The organism is Actinoplanes sp. NPDC048796, assembly GCF_040650035.1.
Taxonomy (GTDB): Bacteria; Actinomycetota; Actinomycetes; order Mycobacteriales; family Micromonosporaceae; genus Actinoplanes.
Genome location: NZ_JBEZGO010000002.1, coordinates 207,683 through 230,045, shown reverse-complemented (window position 1 = coordinate 230,045; position 22,363 = coordinate 207,683). Strand labels below are relative to the sequence as shown.

The 22,363-nt window shown below is 69.2% G+C and carries 18 protein-coding genes; 7 read left to right on the top strand and 11 right to left on the bottom strand.

Annotation, left to right across the window (positions count from 1 at the left end; all coding sequences use genetic code 11):
* Positions 1-4: 4 nt before the first annotated feature.
* The 7 genes from AB0C26_RS09305 to AB0C26_RS09275 all read right to left on the bottom strand — a co-directional run bounded on the left by AB0C26_RS09305 (position 5) and on the right by AB0C26_RS09275 (position 7,875).
* Positions 5-1,033 carry a glycoside hydrolase family 6 protein gene (locus AB0C26_RS09305; protein WP_360244245.1) on the bottom strand — a complete coding sequence of 343 codons (1,029 nt, stop codon included), beginning with the start codon at positions 1,031-1,033 and terminating at the stop codon, positions 5-7.
* Positions 1,015-2,967 carry a galactose oxidase early set domain-containing protein gene (locus AB0C26_RS09300; protein WP_360244242.1) on the bottom strand — a complete coding sequence of 651 codons (1,953 nt, stop codon included), beginning with the start codon at positions 2,965-2,967 and terminating at the stop codon, positions 1,015-1,017. Before AB0C26_RS09300 ends, AB0C26_RS09305 begins: the two co-directional genes overlap by 19 nt.
* Positions 2,968-4,662: a glycosyltransferase family 2 protein gene (locus tag AB0C26_RS09295; RefSeq protein ID WP_360244239.1), complete on the bottom strand. Its 1,695-nt coding sequence runs from the start codon at positions 4,660-4,662 to the stop codon at positions 2,968-2,970. It lies immediately after the preceding gene.
* Between the two features lie 456 nt (positions 4,663-5,118).
* Positions 5,119-6,159 (bottom strand): hypothetical protein, encoded by a 1,041-nt coding sequence (locus AB0C26_RS09290; protein ID WP_360244236.1) that lies wholly within the window; start codon positions 6,157-6,159, stop codon positions 5,119-5,121.
* Between the two features lie 2 nt (positions 6,160-6,161).
* Complete coding sequence (locus AB0C26_RS09285) at positions 6,162-6,731, bottom strand: RNA polymerase sigma factor (RefSeq protein WP_360244233.1); 570 nt, start codon at positions 6,729-6,731, stop codon at positions 6,162-6,164.
* Positions 6,732-6,750: 19 nt separating this feature from the next.
* Positions 6,751-7,020: a hypothetical protein gene (locus tag AB0C26_RS09280; RefSeq protein ID WP_360244230.1), complete on the bottom strand. Its 270-nt coding sequence runs from the start codon at positions 7,018-7,020 to the stop codon at positions 6,751-6,753.
* A 3-nt stretch (positions 7,021-7,023) separates the two neighbouring features.
* Positions 7,024-7,875, bottom strand: a complete 852-nt coding sequence (locus AB0C26_RS09275) for a S1 family peptidase (protein ID WP_360244227.1) — start codon at positions 7,873-7,875, stop codon at positions 7,024-7,026.
* An 87-nt stretch (positions 7,876-7,962) separates the two neighbouring features.
* On the opposite strand from AB0C26_RS09275, the gene AB0C26_RS09270 reads away from it, so the two are divergent.
* The 3 genes from AB0C26_RS09270 (at position 7,963) to AB0C26_RS09260 (ending at position 13,133) form a co-directional block, all read left to right on the top strand.
* On the top strand, positions 7,963-8,622 hold the full coding sequence (locus AB0C26_RS09270) for a response regulator transcription factor (protein ID WP_360244224.1): 660 nt from the start codon (positions 7,963-7,965) through the stop codon (positions 8,620-8,622).
* The gene (locus tag AB0C26_RS09265) at positions 8,619-9,683 is read left to right on the top strand and encodes an ATP-binding protein (protein WP_360244221.1); all 1,065 of its coding nucleotides are present in this window, start codon (positions 8,619-8,621) and stop codon (positions 9,681-9,683) included. The genes AB0C26_RS09270 and AB0C26_RS09265 overlap by 4 nt, the downstream gene beginning before the upstream one ends.
* 123 nt (positions 9,684-9,806) lie before the next feature.
* Positions 9,807-13,133 carry a CARDB domain-containing protein gene (locus AB0C26_RS09260; protein ID WP_360244218.1) on the top strand — a complete coding sequence of 1,109 codons (3,327 nt, stop codon included), beginning with the start codon at positions 9,807-9,809 and terminating at the stop codon, positions 13,131-13,133.
* Between the two features lie 42 nt (positions 13,134-13,175).
* On the opposite strand, the gene AB0C26_RS09255 is transcribed toward AB0C26_RS09260, so the two are convergent.
* Positions 13,176-14,192 carry an alpha/beta hydrolase gene (locus tag AB0C26_RS09255; protein ID WP_360244215.1) on the bottom strand — a complete coding sequence of 339 codons (1,017 nt, stop codon included), beginning with the start codon at positions 14,190-14,192 and terminating at the stop codon, positions 13,176-13,178.
* Between AB0C26_RS09255 and AB0C26_RS09250 the strand changes: the two genes are divergently transcribed.
* From AB0C26_RS09250 to AB0C26_RS09240, 3 genes are all read left to right on the top strand, one after another.
* On the top strand, positions 14,166-15,128 hold the full coding sequence (locus AB0C26_RS09250; RefSeq protein WP_360244212.1) for a WYL domain-containing protein: 963 nt from the start codon (positions 14,166-14,168) through the stop codon (positions 15,126-15,128). The genes AB0C26_RS09255 and AB0C26_RS09250 overlap by 27 nt on opposite strands.
* 43 nt (positions 15,129-15,171) lie before the next feature.
* Entirely contained in the window at positions 15,172-15,714 is a 543-nt protein-coding gene (locus AB0C26_RS09245; RefSeq protein ID WP_360244209.1) for an RICIN domain-containing protein, read from the top strand.
* A gap of 87 nt (positions 15,715-15,801) precedes the next feature.
* Positions 15,802-16,872, top strand: a complete 1,071-nt coding sequence (locus tag AB0C26_RS09240; RefSeq protein WP_360244206.1) for a CE1758 family FMN-dependent luciferase-like monooxygenase — start codon at positions 15,802-15,804, stop codon at positions 16,870-16,872.
* On the opposite strand, the gene AB0C26_RS09235 is transcribed toward AB0C26_RS09240, so the two are convergent.
* Positions 16,860-17,081, bottom strand: a complete 222-nt coding sequence (locus AB0C26_RS09235; protein ID WP_360244203.1) for a hypothetical protein — start codon at positions 17,079-17,081, stop codon at positions 16,860-16,862. The two genes, AB0C26_RS09240 and AB0C26_RS09235, sit on opposite strands and share 13 nt — an antisense overlap.
* 121 nt (positions 17,082-17,202) lie before the next feature.
* Here AB0C26_RS09235 and AB0C26_RS09230 point away from each other — a divergent pair, with 121 nt between their 5' ends.
* Positions 17,203-18,090: an aldo/keto reductase gene (locus AB0C26_RS09230; protein WP_360244200.1), complete on the top strand. Its 888-nt coding sequence runs from the start codon at positions 17,203-17,205 to the stop codon at positions 18,088-18,090.
* 47 nt (positions 18,091-18,137) lie between these two features.
* Here the strand turns inward: AB0C26_RS09230 and AB0C26_RS09225 are convergent, their stop codons facing one another.
* The gene (locus AB0C26_RS09225; protein ID WP_360244197.1) at positions 18,138-21,119 is read right to left on the bottom strand and encodes a ThuA domain-containing protein; all 2,982 of its coding nucleotides are present in this window, start codon (positions 21,117-21,119) and stop codon (positions 18,138-18,140) included.
* Positions 21,116-22,201 carry a sugar phosphate isomerase/epimerase gene (locus AB0C26_RS09220; RefSeq protein ID WP_360244195.1) on the bottom strand — a complete coding sequence of 362 codons (1,086 nt, stop codon included), beginning with the start codon at positions 22,199-22,201 and terminating at the stop codon, positions 21,116-21,118. Before AB0C26_RS09220 ends, AB0C26_RS09225 begins: the two co-directional genes overlap by 4 nt.
* Positions 22,202-22,363 lie beyond the last annotated feature (162 nt).

The following is a 22,363-nucleotide window of genomic DNA, read 5'->3' as shown; positions in this document are numbered from 1 at the left end:
GCCGTCATGATGCCAGCGTCAGCGCGTATTCGGGCCACCACTGTCCGGCCGGCGGGGCGCCGGGGGAGCAGGCGCCGTCGGACTCGCCCGGTCTCTTCACCCACAGGTACGCGTCGACGAGCGTGAGCCCGGTGCGGGTCGTCGGCGCCTCGCCCAGCTTGCGGCCGGGCGGGTTGCACCAGTGGCGGTCGCCCGCGCCCACCGTGGCCGGGCCGTTGCCGTTGCGGCTGGTGTCGACGACGAAGTGGGTGCCGCCGAGCTGGCGGGACAGTGCCGTGCCGTACCGGACGTTGTCGGCGGTCCGTTCGAAGTTGGCCACGTTGAGGGCGAAGCCGCTGGCCCGCTGGATGCCGGCCCGGCGCAGGGCGGCGGCCATCTGGGCCGGCTTGCGGATCCACGTCGGGTTGCCCGCGTCCACATAGACCAGCGTGCCCGGGTTGGCCCGCAGCACCGTCACGGCGTGCGTGAGCAGCGCGAACCGTTCGGTCGCGGCCTTGGCGTCGAGGCAGCCGCGCACGGTCTGCGCGACCGCGTCGGGCTCCAGCACCACCACCGAGCGATGCCCGCGGATCGCCGCGGCCAGCGCGTCGACCCACCGGCGATAGGCGACCGCGGTGGCCGCGCCGCCCGCCGAATGACCGGAGCAGTCCCGGTTCGGGATGTGGTACAGCGTGAGGATCGGCAGCTTGCCGGCCCGGCCGGCGTCGGTGACGAGCTGCCGGGCCCGCGCCGCATTTCCGGTCGACTCGTCGGCGAACCAGGTCGCCGTCGGCCGGTCGGCGATGCGCCGCATGATCGCGGCGTCCCTCGTGCGGCCGGCCGCCTCCCACGCGCGGACCTGATCGGCGGCGGCGCCGTTGGGATCGACGTAGAGTCCTTGGCCGGTGAGACGGCCGTCCCAGGCCTCTTCGGGGGGCGCCGGCGTCTCCTTCTTCTCGCTGGCGCTTATGGCGACCGGAGCGGCGATGCCGGCGGCGACCAGCGCGGCGGCCGTCAGCAGGAGGTAGCGGCGCTTCACCGGACCCTCACCCACCGGCCCACCGACGGCACACCCCGGTCGTCGACGAGGAACAGCATGTACCAGCCGGACGGCATCACGCCGTCGCGCTTGGGGAAGGTCAAGGTGACCCCGTGCGGCCGGCGGAGCAGCGGCAGCGCCACCGAGCGCTGGTCGACGTCGAGCACGTGGGTGACCGCGCTCGGCCGGATCAGCCGGGCCGAGACGGCACGCCCCGCGTCGGGGGTGGGGAAGTGGATGACCGAGCCGTGCGAGACCTCCCGCGGACCGCTCGTGATGGTCGGGCGGTCGCCCTTCTTGAACAGGTACGGCGGGCTGTAGACCTCGATGCGCTTCTCGAACGAGCCGGGGTTGCGCCCGGTCTCGTCGTACAGCGGGTCGCTGCCCAGGGTGATCACCCGGCCGTCCGGGAGCAGGATGGCCTCGGAGTGGTAGTTGCGGCCGACCGTGGAGTCGGCCGCCTTCTCGAACCGGTTCGCCCGCGGCCGGTAGATCTGCGAGTTGAACAGGTCGGAGCGCGCCTCGCCCCGGTACGGCCCGCCGCGGTAGCCCGACGAGCCGCCGGTGGTGAAGACGCCGTCGTCGGGCAGGATCACGGCGTTCAGGTAGCGCACCGGTTTGGGCAGGTCGGGCCCGGGCCGGTAGGCCGGACGGGGCGCGTTCAGGTCGATGATGTCGGTGCGCGCGGTGGAGACCGGCGACTCGCCGACCGCGCCCCCGCCGAAGATCATCACCTTCTGCTCCTGCGCCGGCGGCAACAGCACGGACGAGCTGGTCTCGGTCATCCGGGGATTCCGCAGGCCGGGCGTCGGGGTGAAGGAATTATCGGTCAAATCCCAGATTCCCGGCGTACGGCCGATCTTGTCGGAGCCGTAGCCCGAGTTGGACCCGGAGTAGAAGAGCCGTCCGTCGTCCATGATGTGGAAGGCCGGGTAGGTGGGGAACTGGCGCTTGAGCCCGGGGGTGGCCTCCCACTGCCGGCGGTCGACCAGGTAGCGCTCGTTGTCGCCGGGCAGCAGCCGGCCGAACTCATCGAGGCCGGAGACGGCGAGGACGTTGCCGTCCGGCATCTCGGTCAGGGTCGGGTACCAGCGGTGCTTGACCATGTCGCCGACGCGCACGTACCGCTCGGTGGTGGGGTCGAATTCGTACGCGGTCTTGTCACCGCCGTACTCCTGCTTCTCCCGGGTGATCTTGTCGGCCAGGCCGTAGATGTTGCGCTGGTCGTCGCCGGTCAGCCCCTCCACCCGGTATTGAGCCGGCTTGCGGACGATCGGCCCGTCCCCGGGCTTCTCCGCGTCGACCCAGACCTCGACCTCGGAAGCGTGGATCATGGTTTGATCGCCGTGCTTCATGGCCGTCGCCGGATTCAGCACCACGTCGGCGCGTGTCCGATATCTCGTGTTGTCGGCGCTGAGCAGCGTCGTTCCCTTGCGGAAGGTGCGCGGCCCGCCGTTCGGCGACTCGTTCTTCAACTTCATCACGCCGGCGGCGTGCGTGATGTCCTTCTCCAGGCGTTCGTACGACTTGGTCCCGCCCGCCACGAGCACGTTGCCGTTGCCGAGGAACGTGTGCCCCGCGCAGAACACGTCGGTCGGCGTCGGCACCTCGGTGAACCGGTCGGTGGCCGGGTCGAACAGGACGGTCCGGAACGTGCCGGCCTCGAACGCCTCCCGGTTGTTGCCGCTGCCCGCGATGATCAGCACCTTGCCGGTGTGCAGCAGCGCGGCGTGGATCGCGTTCACCCGGAAACTGTCCGGCACGTGCAGGCGCGACCAGTGGCCGTACTTCTCCTTGTAGGACTGCCGGTTGATGGTGAACTCGCGATAGGCCTGATTCGCGGCGGCCATCATCGGCCGGTTCACCGCGACGACGAACCCCAGCACCACCAGCGTTATCAGATAGCTCAGCAGGCGCCGGGTAAGGGTCGGTCTGGGTCGGGGATTCACTTATCGCTTCCTTGTTATGAGCCAGATTGCCGTGGGGGCCAGGCAAATGGCCAGGTTCAAACTCGGCCAGAGCCACATCGCGCCGTTGACGTGATGTCCGATCGGCGCGCTGGCCAGCAGGACGGCGTAGAAGGCCGCCCACACCAGCCCGTGCCGAAAGGTGCTCAGCCGGTCGGGGCTGGTCGAATCGCCCTTGGGAGTAACGACGAACCCGGCCCGGCGGCGCAGCACGGCGCCCACATACGAGCTCACATAGACCGGTGCGCACAGCGTCGACGCGATCATGCCGGTCAGCCCCGACGACCCGGCCACCTCGTGCGGCGAGACGTTGTGCCGCCGGTTGAAGACGTAGAGTCCCACCTGGAAGAGGGCGGCGTCCGCGTACAGCATCAGCCACACCTCGTGCGGCACCTGCACGCCCTTCGCCCCGAGAATCAGATAGCAGGTGGCGTTCACCGCGCCGAGCACCCAGGCCAGCGCGGTCAGCGGGTAGTACGACATCAGCAGCCCGTAGTGCACGCTGCGCTTGAACCCGAGCCGCCACACGAGCCGCCCGAACTTCGTCACGACCACCTCGTCGGTGCCGCGCGACCACCGGTGCTGCTGGCTGAAATAGTCGGTCCAGGACGACGGCCCCTCACCGACCGCCAGCACATCGGGCGTGTACACCGAACGCCACCGCTTGCCGGTCTTCTCATTCTTGGCGGCGTGCACGGCCAGACTGGTCGCCATGTCCTCGGTGATCGAGTCCTGCAGACCGCCGATTGCTTTCAGGGCCTTGATGCGTACGGCGTTGTTGGTGCCCACGAGCATCGCGATGCCGTGCTTGTTGCCGGCCCGCTGAAGCAGCGAATGGAAAAGGTACTGCTGCGACTCGGCCCAGCGGGTGACCACGTTGTCGTAGTTGCCGTAGATCTGGGGCCCGACGACGAAGGCCACATCCTCGTCGTGGAAGTAGCCGAGCAGCCGCTCACAGAAATTGGGCAGCGGCACATGGTCCGGATCGACCGAGACGAAGACGTCGTACGCGTCCCCGTGCCGATCCACCCAGGCGTTGTAGTTGCCGTGCTTGGTGCGCGCCTTGAACGGACCCGATTCGGTGTTGTACGCCGCGACGCCCTTCCGCGAGAAATGGCGCACCCCGATCCGCGCGCACATTCCCCGCACGTCGTCGTCATCGCCCTCGTCGAGCAGCCACACCTCGTACGGCCCCGGGTGCCGAACCTGCCGCGCCGCCCAGAGCGTCCGCTCGACCATCTCGATCGGTTCCTTGCCCGGCACGATCGTGGTCAGAAAGGCCACCTTGAGACCGGCCGGCGGCGCCACCGGCTGCGGATCACGGGCCCATAACGTCGCCAAACACAGCGTGACCACATTGACCAGCCGAAACAGCTCGATCAGGGCGGTCGCCACAATCATCACAAGGGTGGCCCCGAACAGCCACGGCCGCATACCCCGATCAGGCAGCTCGATGGACGACACAAGCCAGAAGAAGAAAGTCGTCTCAAACGCGAACGCCAGCACGGTGATGGCCAGCGTCGTCAGCGGCCGCCGCCGGGCGAGCCGCCGCATCCGAATCCGCCCACCGGCCTCCGCCGCCGACACCGGCGCTCCCGCCAGCAGGCTGTACGCCGGATAGTCATACCGCCCGGCGAGCGTGACCGTCTCACCGGAGAGCGCGGGATGTACGGGCACCTTGACGCGACCCTGCAAAACCCACAGCCTCCCCCGAGCGCCCAACAACGTCCGGGGAGTCTTAGGGAGATTTCGGGCAGATCAGCACACAATTTGTCCGTTATAGCCAAACATCGACGTCTTGCACCAGAAACCGCAGTTCAGGCGCCCACCCACCCGCCGTCCGTCCCGTGGGTGGACCGGCACTCGAACACCGACCGCCACAGCACGATCGCCGGACGCCCGTCCGGCCGGCAGTGCTGGCGACGGCGATGCGTCGATGTCTTCCCATTGGCAGTTCGAGCGGGCCAGGGCCGTGCTGCGGCTCCGTGGAAGGCGTCCCGTGGACGGGGATGTCGCCGGTCGGCGGGTACCAGTTTCCGGGCTAGCCGAAGAACAGGGCCGGAGGCGACACCGCGGCGGCGACGATGTCGCCGCGGCGGCGATGCGCCCCCGGCCCTGGTCAGGGATTGGGGATCAGGAGCAGCCGAGGCCCTGGTCGACCTCCTGCTCGGTCGGGGGGTCGCCGGCCACGGTGCGGTCGGCGTACTCCCAGACGGCCTCGGGGTAGTCGCCCTCGGCGTTCATGTCGTGGAGGGTCTTCCACTTGTGGCTGCCGCGCAGCGCGTCGGTGGCCTTCTTCTCGGCCGCCGTGTCGCCGGCCAGGCTGGCGCGTTTCCACTCGGCGATCCAGGCGCAGGTGATGTGGCCGGTCACCCTGGCGCCGAACTGGTAGCGGTCGTTGGCGCCGAAGCCGGCCAGCGTCGCCGTGTCGAAGCCGGGCGGGAGCGGGATGTCGGCCAGCATCGTCCTGGCCACCTCGTCCTCCTTGCCGGGCGTGACGATCTCGGGCGGGAGGGCCTTCAGCCAGGTTTCCACGTCGGCGCGCTTGATGGCGGCGACCACCTTGTTGAAGCCGGCCAGGTCCCAGTCGCCCTCGGCCGTGCCCAGTTCGACGAAGACGCCCGCGCGCGGTTCGAGCATGATGGCGAAGCGGTTCTTGCTGTACGTGAACCGGGCACCCTTCCAGCTGTCGACCACCGCCGGCACGGGCGGGCTGACGGCGAGCCGGTCTTTGTAGAAGCCGCTGTACTCCTCGGCGGGGTACCAGTTCATCTCGAACCCGCGGCCGTCGCCGTCCTTGAAGGCGATGGTGCCGTCCGGGCCGGCGAAGCCGTAGACGTTCGTGGCCCTCCAGCCGGGCTGGTCGATCAGCAGGCGGGGGAAGTTCTCGGCGGATGCCGCCTGGAACGGCACCGCGGCCGACTGGGTCACGGCGGGAGCGGCCTGTCCGCTCTCCGGCCGGTCGCGGATCACGGCGGATGCCACCAGGACACCCGTGACGGCGGCCGCGGTGGCCATCGCGGTGGCCAGGCCGCGCCAGCGTGGCGCCTTGCGGACGGGCTCGGACATGATCTCCTCCAGGAGCGCGTGCTCGGCCCCGTCGAAGGTGCCGGTCGTGTCGCGCCGGTACGGGTCGGCGTCGCGAACCAGCCGGTCGAGCTGTTCGTCGGACATTCTCAGGCCTCCTCGGGGGTCGATGCGGTCAGGACGTCGAGCACATGTCCGGCGGCGCGCCGGTCGTTACCGAGAAGGTCGCGCATTCTCGCCCGCGCCCTCGAGAGTCGCGTGCGGACGGTCTCGGGGCTCACCTGCAGCACGGTGGCCGCCTCGCGCGGCTGCAGCCCCTCCCAGATGGTCAGGGTCAGCACCTCACGGTCGAGCGTGCTGAGCCGGGCCAGGGCGGCCCGCACCGCGAGCCGTTCCGGCACCTCGGTGCCCGGGTCGGCCGCGGCGGCCGGGGTGAGCCGCTGCCGCAGCAGGTCGCCGAGGCGGGCTCGGCGGACGCCGCCCCGGTGGTGGTTGGACAGGACGCGGCGGGCCACGCCGTACAACCAAAGCCTCGTCTCTTCGCCGGTGGGCATCTCGTCCTGGCGGCGCCAGGCGACCAGGAAGGTCTCGGCGACCACGTCGGCGGCGTCCGACGGCTGCTCGACGCGCCGCACGGCGTACGCCAGGAGCGCCTCGAAGTTCGCGCTGTAGACGCGCCGGAAACGTTCCTCGTGTTCGATACCGGGGCTCACGCTCATCCCATGTCCGGGCGGGCCCTCATCGTGACATGAATTTTCGGCGCAGCCAGGACGGCGGAACCTCGGCGAAGGGCTTGCGGCCGACCAGCGGTTCGAGGAAGGCGTTGAGGTCGGTGACGGCCCGCCCCGCCGTCAGCTCGTCCTGGACGGTTCCCAGCGCCTCGGCGAGACCGTCGCCGTCCTCGTAGTGGGCGCGATAGCGATGGGTGCCGACGTGAAGGTCGACAACGCCGAGGCCGACGACCAGCTTGAGGTCGTCACCGGGACCGAGTGAGATGACGGGCTCCACAAGTCACGAACGTAGACGACGGCGCAAAGCCCAGAGGATGACGGCGCCGGCGGCGGCCAGGGCGCCCGCGATCGTCCAGCCGAGCGGGAAACCCGCCGGGTCCGTGGTGATCGTGGTGGTGATCCAGCTGGTGATGTTGTCGATGCGGGCGCTGTAGTCAGGGCCGTTGTGCGGGCAGCCGGGGCCGGAGCTGACGACCGCGACCAGTACGGGGTCCTCGCCCTTGCGTTCGCGGAAGTACGGGCCGCCGGAGTCGTGCGGGCACGGGCTCGTCTCGTCGTGCGGGGCGATCCCGGTCGTCTCGAGCAGGGAGTCGCCGACGTGGTCGACGCGGAAGCGGCCCGTCTGCAGGCGCGACACCGGCACGTACTCACCGTCTCGGGCCGTCAGGCCGAAACCGGTGAGGCGGACCGTCTCGCCCGCGGCCGGCGGTGTCGTCGCCAGGCGCAGCGGGGTGATGCCGGTGACCGGGGCGGCCAGCTCGGCCAGGGCCACGTCGTGGGTGCCGGACTGGCGGACCGCGACGACCTCGACCTCGTGGCCGCCGCGCCCGTTGACCTGGACGCGGCCGATCGTCGCGACGGTCTTCTCGGCGACCGGGCGGCCGACCCGCTTGCCGTCGGCGTCGTGGAAGCAGTGCCCGGCGGTGATCACCCAGCGTTCCGCGACGAGCGCGCCCGAGCAGGAGCTGTCCCGGCTGCCGCCGTCGGTGGTGGGCAGGCCCTTCATGGTCAGCAGCACCGCGAAGGGGTAGGCGCCGTCCCGCGCGTTTTCGCCGTACGCGATCGCCGCCGCCGGCGAAGCCGGACAGATGATCATCAAAGCGGCGAAGACCACGGAAAGAAATCTCAACACAGGAGACGATGGTGGTGACCGGGCGGTTCGGCGGGCGTCAGCAGCGCCCTTATGGATCCTTTATACGAGTTATGCGAGCGTGACGCGGTGCGAGTGCTGGTGGCGGAGGACGAACGGGTGTTGGCCGACACCGTGGCCGAGGGGTTGCGCCGGCTGGCGATGGCCGTCGACGTGGTCTACGACGGCGAGGCGGCGATCGAGCGGCTGGGCGTCAACCGCTACGACGTGGCCGTGCTCGACCGGGACATGCCGGGGCGTACGGGCGACGAGGTGTGCCGCTGGATCGGGCAGCAGGAGCAGCCGACCCGGGTTCTGCTGCTGACCGCCGCGGCCGGCATCCGCGACCGGGTCGAGGGGCTGGGCCTGGGCGCCGACGACTACCTGACCAAGCCGTTCGCGTTCGCCGAGCTGGTCGCTCGGCTGCAGGCGCTGTCGAGGCGTACGGGACCCGCCCTTCCGCCTGTCCTGGAACAGGACGGCGTGGTGCTGGACGTCGCCCGGCACACGGCCGGCCGCGACGGGCGGATCCTGTCGCTCTCGCCCAAGGAGTTCGCCGTGCTGCACGTCCTGCTGCGCGCCGGCGGGCGGGTGGTCAGCGCCGAGGACCTGCTGGAGCAGGCCTGGGACGAGCACGCCGACCCGTTCACCAACACCGTGCGGATGACCGTGATGACGCTGCGGCGCAAGCTGGGCGATCCGCCGGTGATCCACACCGTGCCGCGCGCGGGATACCGACTCGGTTCATGATCCGCCGTAGAGTGCTCGCGCTCTGCGCGCTCGTCCTCGTCGCCTCCCTGTTCACCCGCGCGCTGGCCGAGCAGCTGCTGCGGTTGTGGTACGACTTCGGGCCGTCCTGGTGTGTCGCGCCCAGCCCGGACAGCCCGTCGGAGGTCTGCCGGCAGCTGTTCCATCACCCCAGCGCCCCGCTGATTCTCAGCGAGGGCGTCGTGCTGGTCGCGCTTCTGGGTGCCTGCTTTCCGGTCGTACGGTGGTGTCTGGCCCCGCTCAAAGACCTCGTGCCCGTGATCGCGAACGTGGGCCCGCAGAACCTCGGCTACCGGCTGCGCCCCGAGGCGAAGGACGAGGTGGGCCGGCTCGGCCGGGCGATCGACGAGATGATGGACCGGATCGCCGTCGGCTACGAGGCGCAGCGGCGCTTCGCCGCGGACGCCTCCCATGAGCTGCGCACCCCGCTCGCCGTGCAGCGGACGCTGATCGAGGTCGGTATGGCCCGCACCCTCAGCGAGGACCAGTTGTCGCTGATCACGGCCCAGCTGCTGGAGACCAACGAGCGCAACGAGCGCCTGATCGAGGGCCTGCTGGTGCTCAGCGAGAGCGACCGGGGCCTGCTGGCCCGCACCCCACTGCGGCTCGACGAGATCACCGCCGAGGTGCTCGAATCCCACCGGTCGCGGGCGGCCGAGGCGGGCCTGACGATCACCAGCGAGCTGAGCCCGCGGGTGGTCGAGGGTGAGCGGGTTCTGCTGGAGCGCCTGATCACCAACCTCGTCCAGAACGCGATCAAGTACAACCGCGAGGGCGGGACGATTGACGTACGGGTGGGGGACGATCCCGCCCTGGTCGTCGCGAACACGGGCGACGACGTGCCGCCGAGCGAGGTCTCGGCGCTGTTCGAGCCGTTCCGCCGGCTGCACGGCGCCCGCATCGACCACAGCGGCGGCGCCGGGCTCGGGCTGTCCATCGCCCGCTCGATCACCCGCGCCCACGACGGCGTCATCGCCGCCTCCTCGACCGGCCACGACGGCCTCCGGGTTCAGGTGTCGTTCCCGCACCCGTTGACGAACTAGTCACATATCTGAAACCTTGAATGCCTGCTCACGAAAAAACTCGGCAGGCTCCACGAAATTTCCCCATGTTCGGCCGAATCTTCGGAGCAGACCCCCATCCCCCGGTCTGGAACAGAGGGCAGCATGAGACTGTTCGCCAGCATTGCGGTGGCCTGCCTGGTCGCCGCCGGACTCTCCCCTGGAACGGCCCACGCCGCCGGCGGGGCCAACCTGGCCGCCGGCAAGTCCGCGTCGGCCAGCGCGGTCAACGGGCCGTACGCGGCCTCGAACGTCAACGACGGCAACGCCGACACCTACTGGGAGGGGCCGAACAACGCCTTCCCGCACTGGGTGCAGGTCGACCTGGGCGCCGCCACCGCCATCGATCAGGTCAAGCTCAAGCTGCCACCGGCCGCGGCCTGGGCCACGCGCACGCAGACCCTCAGCGTGCAGGGCAGCGCCAACAGCGGCACCTGGTCCGATTTATCAGCCTCGACCGGCCGTACCTTCAACCCCGCTTCGGGCAATGCCGTCACCATCGACTTCACGGCGGCCACCGTCCGGTACGTCCGGGTCACCATCACCGCCAACACCGGCTGGCCCGCGGCCCAACTGTCCGAACTGGAGATCTACGGCGTCACGGGCACCACTCCGGATCCCGACCCGCCGGCCGGCGTCAACCTCGCCGCCGGCAAGGCCATGGAGGCCTCGAGCTCGGTGTTCTCGTTCACCGCGCCCAACGCCAACGACAACAACCTCGCCACGTACTGGGAGTCCAACGGCTTCCCGGCCACGCTGACCACGCGGCTCGGCGCCAACGCCGACGTCACCGGCGTCGTCGTGAAGCTCAACCCGGACTCGGCCTGGGGGCCGCGCACCCAGGGCATCCAGGTCCTCGGCCGCGCGCAGGGCGCCTCCGGCTACACGTCGCTCAAGGCCCGCGCCGACTACGCGTTCGCCAGCGGAAACACCGTGACCATCCCGGTCACCGGCCGCGTCGCCGACCTTCAGCTCCAGTTCTCCACCAACAGCGGCGCGCCCGGCGGCCAGGTCGCCGAGCTGCAGGTCCTCGGGTCCTGGGCGCCCAACCCGGACCTGACGGTCACCTCCGTGACCTGGTCGCCCGCGTCGCCGGACGAGGCCACCGCGGTCACCGTCTCGGCCACGGTCCGCAACGCGGGATCCGCGGCCTCGGGAGCGACCTCACTCGACGTACGGCTCAATGGAAATGTCGTGGGAAGCGCGACCGTGGGAGCGCTCGCGGCCGGCGCGACGGCGACCGTCCAGGTCGGCGCGGGACGCTGGGCCCAGGGCAGCTACCAGGTGTCGGCGGTCGTCGACCCGGCCGACACGGTGGCCGAGCTGAGCAACGACAACAACACCCTGACCGCGTCGGCGCCGCTCGTCGTGGCCCAGGCGCCGGGTCCCGACCTGCAGGTCACCGGCGTGACGCCGACACCGGCCAACCCCGCGGTGGGCGCGCCGGTGAGCTTCTCGGTCGCGGTCAACAACAGGGGTACGAGTTCGGCGGCGGCCTCCGTCACCCGCGTGGCGGTGGGCAGCACGACGCTGAACGTGAACACCGGCGCGATCGCGGCCGGGGCGACCGTCACGGTGACGGCCGGCCCGTGGACGGCGACCAGCGGCGGGGCCACGATCACGGCCACGGCCGACGCGACGAACGTGGTCGCCGAGACGAACGAGAACAACAACACGCGTACCCAATCGATTGTCGTGGGCCGCGGAGCGGCTGTGCCCTACGTCTCGTACGAGGCGGAAAGCGGAACCTACTCGGGAACGCTGGTCGAGGCGGACGCGAAGCGGACGTTCGGTCACACCAACTTCGGCACCGAATCGTCCGGGCGCAAATCGGTGCGGCTCACCGCGACCGGCCAGTACGTGCAGGTCACCTCGGCCATCCAGGCCAACTCGATAGTCGTGCGCAACTCCATTCCGGACGCGCCGGGCGGCGGCGGGCAGTCGGCGACGATCAGCCTCTACGCGAACGACCAGTTCGTGCAGAAACTGACCCTGTCGTCGCGCAACAGCTGGCTGTACGGCACGTCGGACGACACGGAATCGCTGTCGAACACGCCGTCGGCGGACGCGCGCCGGCTCTTCGACGAGTCGCACGCGCTGCTGTCGCAGTCGTACCCGGCCGGCACCCGCTTCAAATTGCAGCGCGACGCCGGTGACACGGCCGCGTTCTACGTGATCGACCTGATCGACCTCGAGCAGGTCGCGCCGGCCCTGTCCCAGCCCGCCGGCTGCACGTCGATCACCTCGTACGGCGCCGTGCCGAACGACGGGCTCGACGACACCGCGGCGATCCAGCGCGCGGTCACCGACGACGAGAACGGCGTCATCGGCTGCGTGTGGATCCCGGCCGGCCAGTGGCGCCAGGAGCAGAAGATCCTCTCGCCGGACCCGGCCCGTGGCCAGTGGAACCAGAAGGGCCTGCGCAACGTGGTCATCCGCGGGGCGGGCATGTGGCACACCCAGCTGTACACGAACACGGAACCGCAGAACGTGGTCGGCAACATCAACCACCCGCACGAGGGCAACGTCGGCTTCGACATCGACGACAACACGCAGATCTCCGACCTGGCCATCTTCGGCATGACCACGAACCGGGCCAACCGCGGCCACGGCATCAACGGCCGCCTCGGCAAGAACACGAAGATCAGCAACGTCTGGATCGAGCACACGAACGTCGGCGCCTGGGTGGGCCGCGACTACTCGGACACGCCGGCCTACTGGAACCCGGGCGACAACGTCGAATTCACCGGCATGCGCATCCGCGACACGTACGCCGACGGCATCAACTTCAGCAACGGCACCCGAAACTCGCGGGTCTACAACTCGTCGTTCCGCACCAACGGCGACGACGCGCTGGCCGTGTGGGCCAACCCGAGGGTCAAGGACACGTCGGTCGACGTGGCCTCGAACAACCACTTCGTGAACAACACGATCCAGTTGCCGTGGCGGGCGAACGGCGCCGCCATCTACGGCGGCTTCGGCAACTCCATCGAGAACAACATCATCGCCGACACGATGAACTACCCCGGCATCATGCTGGCCACCGACCACGACCCGCTGCCGTTCAGCGGCACCACGCTGATCGCCAACAACAGCCTGCAGCGCGCCGGCGGCGTCTTCTGGAACGAGGACCAGGAATTCGGCGCCATCACCCTGTTCCCGGCGTCGAAGGACATCCCCGGCGTCACCATCCGGGACACCGAGATCCTGGATTCCACGTACGACGGCATCCAGTTCAAGACAGGCGGCGGCAACATGCCGAACGTGGCCGTCACCAACGTCCGCATCGACAAGTCCAACAACGGCGCCGGCATCCTGGCCATGAGCGGCGCCCGGGGAAACGCCACCCTGACCAACGTGACCATCACCAATTCCGCCACCGGAGACGTGGTGATCCAGCCCGGCTCCCAGTTCACCATCACCCGCAACTGACGGCGCGGAACGCCCCGGGCGAAACCGCCCGGGGCGTTCCCGCTAGGCCAGCCACTTCAGGATGGCCTCGGTCGTTTCGCGCGGCTTCTCCTGCTGGATCCAATGGCCGCAGTCCAGGCTGACCACTTCCGCATTCGGCACGAAATCCGTCAGTCTTTCCGCCCTCGCGACCGTGTCGCGGTTGCCGTAGATCATGAGGGCGGGCTGTCTGATGATCGGGTCCACGTCCGCCAGCAGGCGCCAGTTGCGGTCCAGATTCCGGTACCAGTTGATGCCGCCCGTGAATCCGGTCGACTCGAAGGCGGAGACGAAGACGGCCAGTTCGCTGTCACTCATGACGGGGTCACCGAGTGGGGTTTCCGCCCTGGCGAGGTTCACCAACGCAGTGCTCGGCGGCACGTTCGTCCGGTACAGGTTTCGAAGGAACCGGTACGTGTTCTCGCCGAACACGGCGTCCGCGACGCCCGGCTGCCGGTTGAAGTGGACGAAGTAGAAGTCGGCGCCGAGCACCGCCTCCATGGCCTCGATCCAGGGCCTCTCCCCGCGCTCCTGGTAGGGCACGCTCAGCGCCACCACGCCGTTGACCCGTTTCGGGTGCAGCAGGGTCAGGCCCCAGACGACGAACGCACCCCAGTCATGGCCGACGAAGGTGGCCTCCTCGTAGCCGTAATGATCGAGGAGGGCGACGAGGTCACCCGACAGATGCTCGATGTCGTAGTCCGTCACCTCGGCCGGGCGGGACGAGTTTCCGTAGCCTCGCTGGTTCGGGACGATCACGTGGTAGCCCGCGGCGGCCAGAGCCGGCATCTGATAGCGCCAGGAGAAGGCGTGTTCCGGCCAGCCGTGACAGAGCACGATGGGGTTTCCCGCGTTCCGCCGGCCGGCTTCGAAGACCTCGAGTTCCACACCGTTCACCGAAACGCGGGTGGGCTCGGGAAAATCAAAAGTCATGCCGGCATCCTGCGGACCGAAACCGGTCATCTCCTGACCTGTTTCGGTGGAAGCGTGGCCCGGGTGCGAGCCGACCGTTTGATGGCCATCGTCCTGCTGCTGCAACATCGCGGGCAGGTGACCGCGGCCGAGGTCGCCCGCGAGCTGGAGATCTCCGAGCGCACCGCCCGCCGCGACCTCGACGCCCTGGGCACGGCCGGCGTGCCGGTGTACTCGGTGCAGGGCCGGGGCGGCGGGTGGCGCCTCGTGGGTGGCGCCCGCACCGACCTGTCCGGGTTGACCGCGGGCGAGGCGCGCGCCCTGTTCCTGGCCGCCGGCCCGGCCTCGTCCGCCACGCCGGCCCTGAAAGCGGCGCTGCGCAAGCTCGTCCACGCCCTGCCGGAACCGTTCCGGGCGCAGGCCGAAGCGGCGGCGTCGTCGCTCGTCATGGACCCGCGACTATGGGGGTCGAGCCGGGTCGAGCCCCGGCCGCCACGCTTCCTCGACGAGCTGCAGGACGCGGCGATCCGCGGGGTCCAGGTCCGGCTCGGCTACGTCGACCGCGAAGGCACGGAAACCGAGCGGACCGTCCACCCGCTGGGCATCGTCGCCAAAGGCCCGTCGTGGTACCTCGTCGCCACCACCGAGACGGGCCGGCGGACCTTCCGGATCGACCGCGTGTCGTCCGCCGACCCGACGGCCGATCCGGTGCACCGGCCCGGCGACTTCGACCTCGCCGAGAGCTGGCGCGCGATCGCCGACGAGGTCGAACGCCGGCGAACACCCCTCGAGGCCCGGGCGATGTGCACGCCCCACGGGATAGACGTGCTGCGCATCGGGTTCGGCGCCCGGCTCGAAGTGGGAGGTTCCACGGCCGACGGCCGCATCGAGGTCGTGATTCGCGGCCACGACGAACACAAACTCGCCGGTGAACTGGCTGGGCTGGTCGACTACCTGGAGGTGACCGGCCCTCCGCGTGTACGGGACCACCTGGCCTCGATCGGCAACGCGCTCACCGCGCGATACAAGCCTGGCGCCGCCAGTTCCATGGAAGAGCATGAATAAGTAGGGTGGGCGGCACATGATCAACGCCGAACGGAGACCCCTGTTGTTCCGACGCAAGTCCGTCCTCGCCGCCCTGACCGCTCTCGCTCTCGCTTTGACGGTGATCCCCGGCGGTGCCGCCCAGGCCGCCGGCACGGGTGACGGCTGGTACCGCATCAAGCCCCGCTCCAACAGCCTTCTCGCCCTCTGGCCCAGTGGCCTGGGCAACGGCAACGCCGTCCGCTTCAGCTACGCGGGCACCAGCTACCAGCAGATTCAGCAATGGAGCAAGACGATCGACGCTGACGGGTACGCCCGGTTCCGCAGCGCCGCGACGTCCAGCCAGTACGCGCTGACCGTGGACAGCGAAGTCGTCAACAACGTGTTCCAGGGCCTGATGGTCTACACCAACAATCCGTCGAGCACCTCCCAGAAGTGGTCGGTGCGTCTGGCCGCCACCGTCGGCAGCGTCAGCTTCTACCGCATCGAGAACATCGGTACCCACAAGTGCCTGACGGCTCTCGACGGCTCGGATCTGGGCGACCAGGCTTGGGTCATGTCCCCGTGCAACACGTCCACCCTGCAGCAGTGGCAGTTCGAGGACTGACCGCCCGCCGCAGGTGACGCACATCGCTGTGGTTGACGTGTCAATTAGATGCATGATTGACACGTCAATTAGATGTGAGGTGGAGTCATGCAGTTCGGGATCTTCGGGGTGGGCGATCTGGCGCGCGATCCGGTGTCCGGCCGGACGCCCAGTGAGCACGAGCGCCTTCGGCGCATCACCGAGTACGCCGTGCACGCCGAGGAGGTCGGGCTCGACGTGTTCGCGTTCGGGGAGCACCACAACCCGCCGTTCGTGGCGTCGTCGCCCACGACGCTGCTCGGGTATGTCGCGGCCCGGACCAGCCGGATCATCCTGTCCACGTCGACGACGCTCATCACCACCAACGACCCGGTGAAGATCGCCGAGGATTACGCCATGCTCCAGCACCTGGCCGACGGCCGGGTCGACCTCATGCTCGGGCGGGGCAACACCGGACCCGTCTACCCCTGGTTCGGCAAGGACATCCGGGCCGGCATTCCGCTCACCGTCGAGAACTACGCGCTGATCCGGCGCCTGTGGCGGGAGGAGAGCGTCGACTGGGAGGGCAAGTTCCGTACGCCGCTGCAGGCCTTCACCTTGACGCCTCGGCCGCTCGACGGTGTGCCGCCGTTCGTCTGGCACGGCTCCATCCGCAGCACCGAGATCGCCGAACAGGCCGCCTACTACGGCGACGGCTTCTTCCACAACAACATCTTCTGGCCGTCGTCGCACACCGGCCGGATGATCCGCCTCTACCGCGAGCGCTTCGAACACTACGGCCACGGCCCGGCCGACACCGCGATCGTCGGCCTGGGCGGCCAGTTCTACGTCAAGGACAACTCACAGGACGCGCTCCGTGAGTTCCGGCCTTATTTCGACCATTCCCCGGTGTACGGCGGTGGGCCGTCCCTGGAGGAGATGATCCGCCAGACCCCCTTGTCGGTCGGCAGCCCGCAGCAGGTGATCGACCAGATCCTCGGCTTCCGCGACTACGCCGGCCACTACCAGCGCCAGCTGTTCGTCCTCGACGGCATGGGCATCCCGCACACCGAGGTCCTTCACCAACTCGACCGCCTCGGCGAGATCGTCCCCGTGCTGCGCAAGGAGTTCGCCGTGGGCCGCCCCGCCCACATCCCGGACGCACCGACCCACGACTGGCTCAAAGCTCAGACCCGCTGAGTCTCCGTCGTCGACGAGTGCAGCTCGGCCGTGGTCCCGGTGACGAAGCGGCCGGTCTTCGCGCTGCGGTGCACCTCGTGGTCGCCGTCGCTCTTGTCGCCGCCGACGTGCTCCGTGGTCGTCGTGTCGGGCTGCCGTTCGGCGGTGCTCTCCTTCACGAACCGGCCGGAGCGGGTGCTGCGGTTGACGTCGTGCTCGTTGCCTGCCATGTGGGGGGCCTCCTCGTACGTCAATGTGTTGATCGTGAGGTGCCCACTTCACCTTTGCCGAAAACAAGGGGGTTATGACGTTACCCCTCTGAGCGGCCCGGCCCGGCCTACCGTCGGAGGCATGGTTCAGGAACTCGTACTCAACAACGGTGTGACGATGCCCGCGCTCGGGCTCGGTGTCTTCCAGAGCCCGCCCGAGGAGACCGCGGCCGCGGTCGAGACGGCGCTGAAGGCCGGCTACCGGCATGTCGACACGGCCGCCGCGTACCGCAACGAGCGCCAGGTCGGCGAGGGCCTGCGCCGCTCGGGGCTGCCGCGCGACGAGGTGTTCATCGAGACGAAGGTGTGGGTGAGCGACTACGGCTACGACGAGACGCTGCACGCGTTCGACAAGGCCACCCGCAAACTCGGCGTCGACCGGCTGGACCTGCTGATCCTGCACCAGCCGGCCACCGACCGCTTCGAGCGCACGATCGCCGCGTACCAGGCCTTGGAGAAACTGCTGTCCGACGGCCGCGTACGGGCCATCGGGGTCAGCAACTTCATGCGCACCCACCTCGACGAGCTGCTGGCCCGCACCGACATCGTCCCCGCGGTCAACCAGATCGAGCTGCACCCGTACTTCGCCCAGCCCGACGTCCAGAAGGCCGACGCCGAACACGGCATCCTCACCCAGGCCTGGTCCCCGATCGGCGGCATCACGTTCTACCCCGGCTGGGGCGATCAACGCCGCAACGTCCTCCAGGACCCGACGATCGCCACCATCGCCACCGCCCACGGCAAGACGCCGGCCCAGGTGATGCTCCGCTGGCAGCTGCAACACGGCCGCTCAGCCATCCCCAAGTCGACGAATCCGGGCCGCATCGCCGAGAATTTCGACGTCTTCGACTTCGAGCTGACCACCGACCAGATGGCTCAGATCGACGCCCTGGACACCGGCGTACGAAACGGCCCCGACCCCGACGTCCCGCGCCCCGCGATGTTCGACATGGTGATCCCCGAAGACTGAGTGGATGGGCAGGGACCGGTTCGGCGGACGGTCCCTGCCCTCCACGACTATGAGGCGGCGAACTCGATCCAGTTCAGGTTGAAGAGGTTCGTGGTGGGGCCGCCGGTTATGGACTTGGTGACGAAGTAGAGCTCCTGCTGGCCGGCCGCCCCCGAGAGCGGGAACGTCTGGCTCGACCAGTAGGCGTTGCCCGCCGTGGCGTTCACCGGCAGGGTGGCCAGCAACTCACCGGTGGGGGAGCCGCTTCTGACCTCCACCGACGCCCGGAGCTGGCCGGCCGTGGCCGCTGAGCCGCCGGCCGTTCGGAGCGTCACCGAGGTGACGCCGGCCAGGTCGATCGGGCGGAAGGCGATGTAGTCGTTGTTGTCCAGGGCCGTCACGTGCTCACTGCCGTCGGTGTCGTTCGTGGCGGCGATCGCCACCGCGCTCTTCACCTGGGCGTTCTCGGCCTGCTGGCGCCATGTCTGCACGGTCGCCTGCCCGGTGGCCGCGAGGCCGCCCGCGTCGGTGTAGGACGCGCTCACGCCGAGGAACAGGTAGCCGCCCGCGTGGTCGGCGCCGTCGGCCGGGCTGGGCAGGGTGCCCGTACAGCCGGTCGTCGAATTGATGCCGTGTCCGTGTTCGTCGTGGCCGATGACCAGGTTCACCTCGACCTTGGAGCAGTCGACCGGGCCGTCCTCGGGGTCGGTGACCCGCACCTCGAACGGCACGTCGTCGCCCCAGTTGAAGAACGATCCGGTGGCCGGGGTGACCACCTCGACGATCGGCGCCGTGTTGCCCACCGTGATGGTTCGGGTGGCCACCGCCGTACGGCCGGTGCTGTCGGTGACCGTCAAGCGCGCGCTGTAGGTGCCGTTCGCCTGGTACGTCCACGACGGCGAGGTGGCCGTGGAGTCCGTCGTGCCGTCGCCGTCGAAGTCCCAGGCCAGGGTGATCGTGTCACCCGGGTCGGGGTCGGCGGTGCCCTCGCTCGAGAACTGCACCGTGAGCGGTGACCGGCCCGACACCGGGGTGGCCGTGATCCGGGCGACCGGCGAGCGGCCGTCCTTCACGTAGCGCACCGTCGACAGCTGGGCCTCCGGGTTGGCCCGGAAGAACCCGTTGCCGTACTCCAGAACGTACAGCTGCCCGTCCGGGCCGAACTCGATGTCCATCGGGTTGGCCCAGGTGAAGCCGGTCAGCATGGGTTCGACGGCCAGCAGCTTGTCCCGGCCGTCGGTGCGCAGCGCGAACAGCTTGTTGCGGGTGAACTCGCCGAAGACCACGGTGTCGTCGTAGTACTCGGGGAACTTCAGGTTGTTGGCGAGCTTGCGGTTGTACGAGTACTGCGGCCCGCCCATCGGCCCGACCCCGCCGGTGCCCAGCGCCGGCCAGTCGTTGCCGCACGCCACCGGCGGATCCCGCAGGTACGCCGACGGGCACGGGGTGACCGCGTTGAAGGTGTAGGCCAGCGTCGGCGGCCGAACCGGCGGCAGATCGCGCAGGCCCGTGTTGCGCGGCGACTCGTTCACCGGCGTCTTGCAGTTGAAGGCCGCCCCCGACGTCCGGGTGACGAAGTCGAAGTCGATGTAGGGCAGGTCCGGCGAGTAGCAGTAGGGCCAGCCGTAGTTGCCGGCCTTGTTCGTGGCGATCCACCGGCCGGTGCCTTCCGGCCCGCGGGCCGCGCTCGGCACCTTGGAGTCGGGGGAGTAGTCACCCACGTACACATAACCGCTCCTGCTCACGTCGAAGCGGAACGGATTGCGCACGCCCATCAGGAAGATCTCCGGACGGGTCTTGTCCCGCGGAGAAGAAGCCGGCGGGAAGAGGTTCCCCGAGGGGATGGTGTACGAGCCGTCGCCGCGGACCTTGATGCGCAGCACCTTGCCGCGCAGGTCGTTGGTGTTGGCCGCCGAGCGCTGGGCGTCGTAGGCCGGTCCCTGCGTGGGCGACTCGTTGATCGGCGTGAAGCCGTCGGAGCCGCCGGCGTTGGTGTCGTCGCCGGTGACCAGGTAGAGCAGGCCCTTGCCGTCGAACTTCACCTCGCCGCCGACGTGGCAGCAGTTGCCCCGGTCGACCGGCACCCGCATGATCTGCTGTTCGGTGCTGAGGTCGAGGTGCGGCGCCGGCGTCTCGACCAGCTTGACCCGGGAGAGCTGGTTGTAGCCCTTGAACTTGTCCCAGACCGTCGGGTCGGTGCTGGTCACCGGTGCGTCACCCTCGTTGACAGTGGGCGTGGCCGGGTTGTCGACCGGCGTGTCCAGCTTGGGCGCGTAGTAGATGTAGACCCAGCGGTTCCGGGCGAAGTCCGCGTCGACGGCGACCGACTGGAGGCCGTCCTCGTCGTGGAGGTAGACCGGGATCTCGGCGATGACCGGGCTCAGGCCGGACGCCGGGTCGTACAGGCGTACCTCGCCGCCGCGCGTGTTGTGCAGCACGCGCCCGTCGGGCAGAACCGCGAGAGTCATCGGTTCGCCCGGCTCGTCGTTGAGGGTGACCTTCTCGTAGTTGCTCCGCACGGTGGCGCCGCAGTCGCCGGACACCTGACCCGACGCCCACTGGATGCCGCCGAGCAGGTGTTTCTGGAAGGAGCGGTTGCCGTACGTCTGTGCCGAGTGCCCGAGTCCCGTGTACCAGGACCGGCCGCCCCGGAAGTCCTTGCACCAGGAGAGCGGCTTGTCGGTGCTCGCCAGCACGTGCGACACCCCGGTCACGTCCTTGTCGAACGTGTACCAATGTTCGTCGTAGCTGCCCGTGCGCGGGATCGAGGCCGTCGACGGGTGGACCCGGTCGGCCACCGTCACGGTCTTCTGAGCGGTGGAAGCCCCCGTCGCGGCGGCGCCGAGCAGGTCCTGGTAGAACGTCCAGCTCGGCTCGGTCTCGGCGGCGCTGTGCACGCCGACAAAACCTTTACCGCTTCGGATGTACGTCTCGAAGGCGCTCTTCTGGGCCGCGTCCAGCACCTCGCCGGTGGTGTTGAGGAAGACCACAGCCTCGTACTTCGCCAGTCCGGCGGCCGCCGAGACGGCGGCCAGCCATCGCCGCCTCATCGGCGGTAGATGGTCAGCTCGGACAGGTTGCGGTAGCTCACCTCGGCGAAGTTCAGCGACTGGCCGGGGTTCGCGGCGCCGCCCGGAGCGGTGTCCTGCTCCCAGTTGGCGTGGTGGTAGTCCTGCTTGCCGATCTCCTCGAAGAACTGCTGGAAGTTGATGTCACCGTCGCCCAGCGGCGTCATCACGTACCCGTTGGCCTGGGTGGGCTGCTTGTCGCCGTCCTTGGCGTGGAACAGCGGGAACCGGTCGGTGCGCGGCACCACGGTGAGGATCGGGTCGAACAGATCGCTCTTGGCGCGGCCCCAGGCGTCGGTGTACGTGTGGTGCTTGAACCGGGCCACGTACGCCCAGTAGATGTCCATTTCGAAGAAGACGTACCGCGGGTCGGTCCTGGTGAAGAAGTACTCGAGCTTGCGGGTGCCGGTGGAGCGGGTGGGTTTGCCGTTGGCGTCCAGCGGGCCGGCGTCGAGCAGGAAGCCGTACGCGGCGTCGTGGTTGTGGGTGTAGAGCTTCAGGCCGCGCTTGCGGGCCGTACGGCCGAGCTCGTTCCACAGGTCGGCGGCGGCGTCCCAGTCGGCGCGGTACGCGCTGTTGGCCGGGTCGGAGCCGGTGCCGATGTGTTTCATGCCCAGCGTCTGCGCGATGTCGAGCTGCTGCTCGAAGGTAGCCGCGTTGATCTGGGTGTGCGTCCCGCTGGCCACCAGGCCGTTGTCGTCCAGGATCTTCCGGATCTCGGCGGGGGTGATCTGCCGGCCCAGGATCGAGGTGTGCTGGTTGTAACCGGCGAACTCGATCTCCTTGTATCCGATCTCGGCGAGCCGGGCGAGAACCCGCTCGAAGCCGTACGGAACGCCGGAGTCGTCGGGCGCCGCGGAGATGCGGTCGCGGACGCTGTACAGGATGATGCCGCGGTTGCGGGCCGGGACGAGCGGTTCGGCGCGCAGCTTGCCGTGGCTGATCGCGGGGCTGCCGGTCGACAGGATCGGGAGTCCGGCGGCGCCCAGCGCCGCAGCGGCGCCGGCGGAGGCGGTGAGCAGACGGCGGCGGGTGAGGGCCTTCTTGGACTGCGGCTCGGTCATGACTTCTCCACTTGGGCACGACAAAACGACAGTGAGGTGCGGGGGAAGGAAGAAAGCCGGCGTTGCCGAAGCGCCGGCGCGAAGCGCGTGTGTGGCGTGTGTTACGCCTTGATTGCGAACAGTATCTCGCGTCTCGTACGAAAGATAGTCCAAGTTAGAACC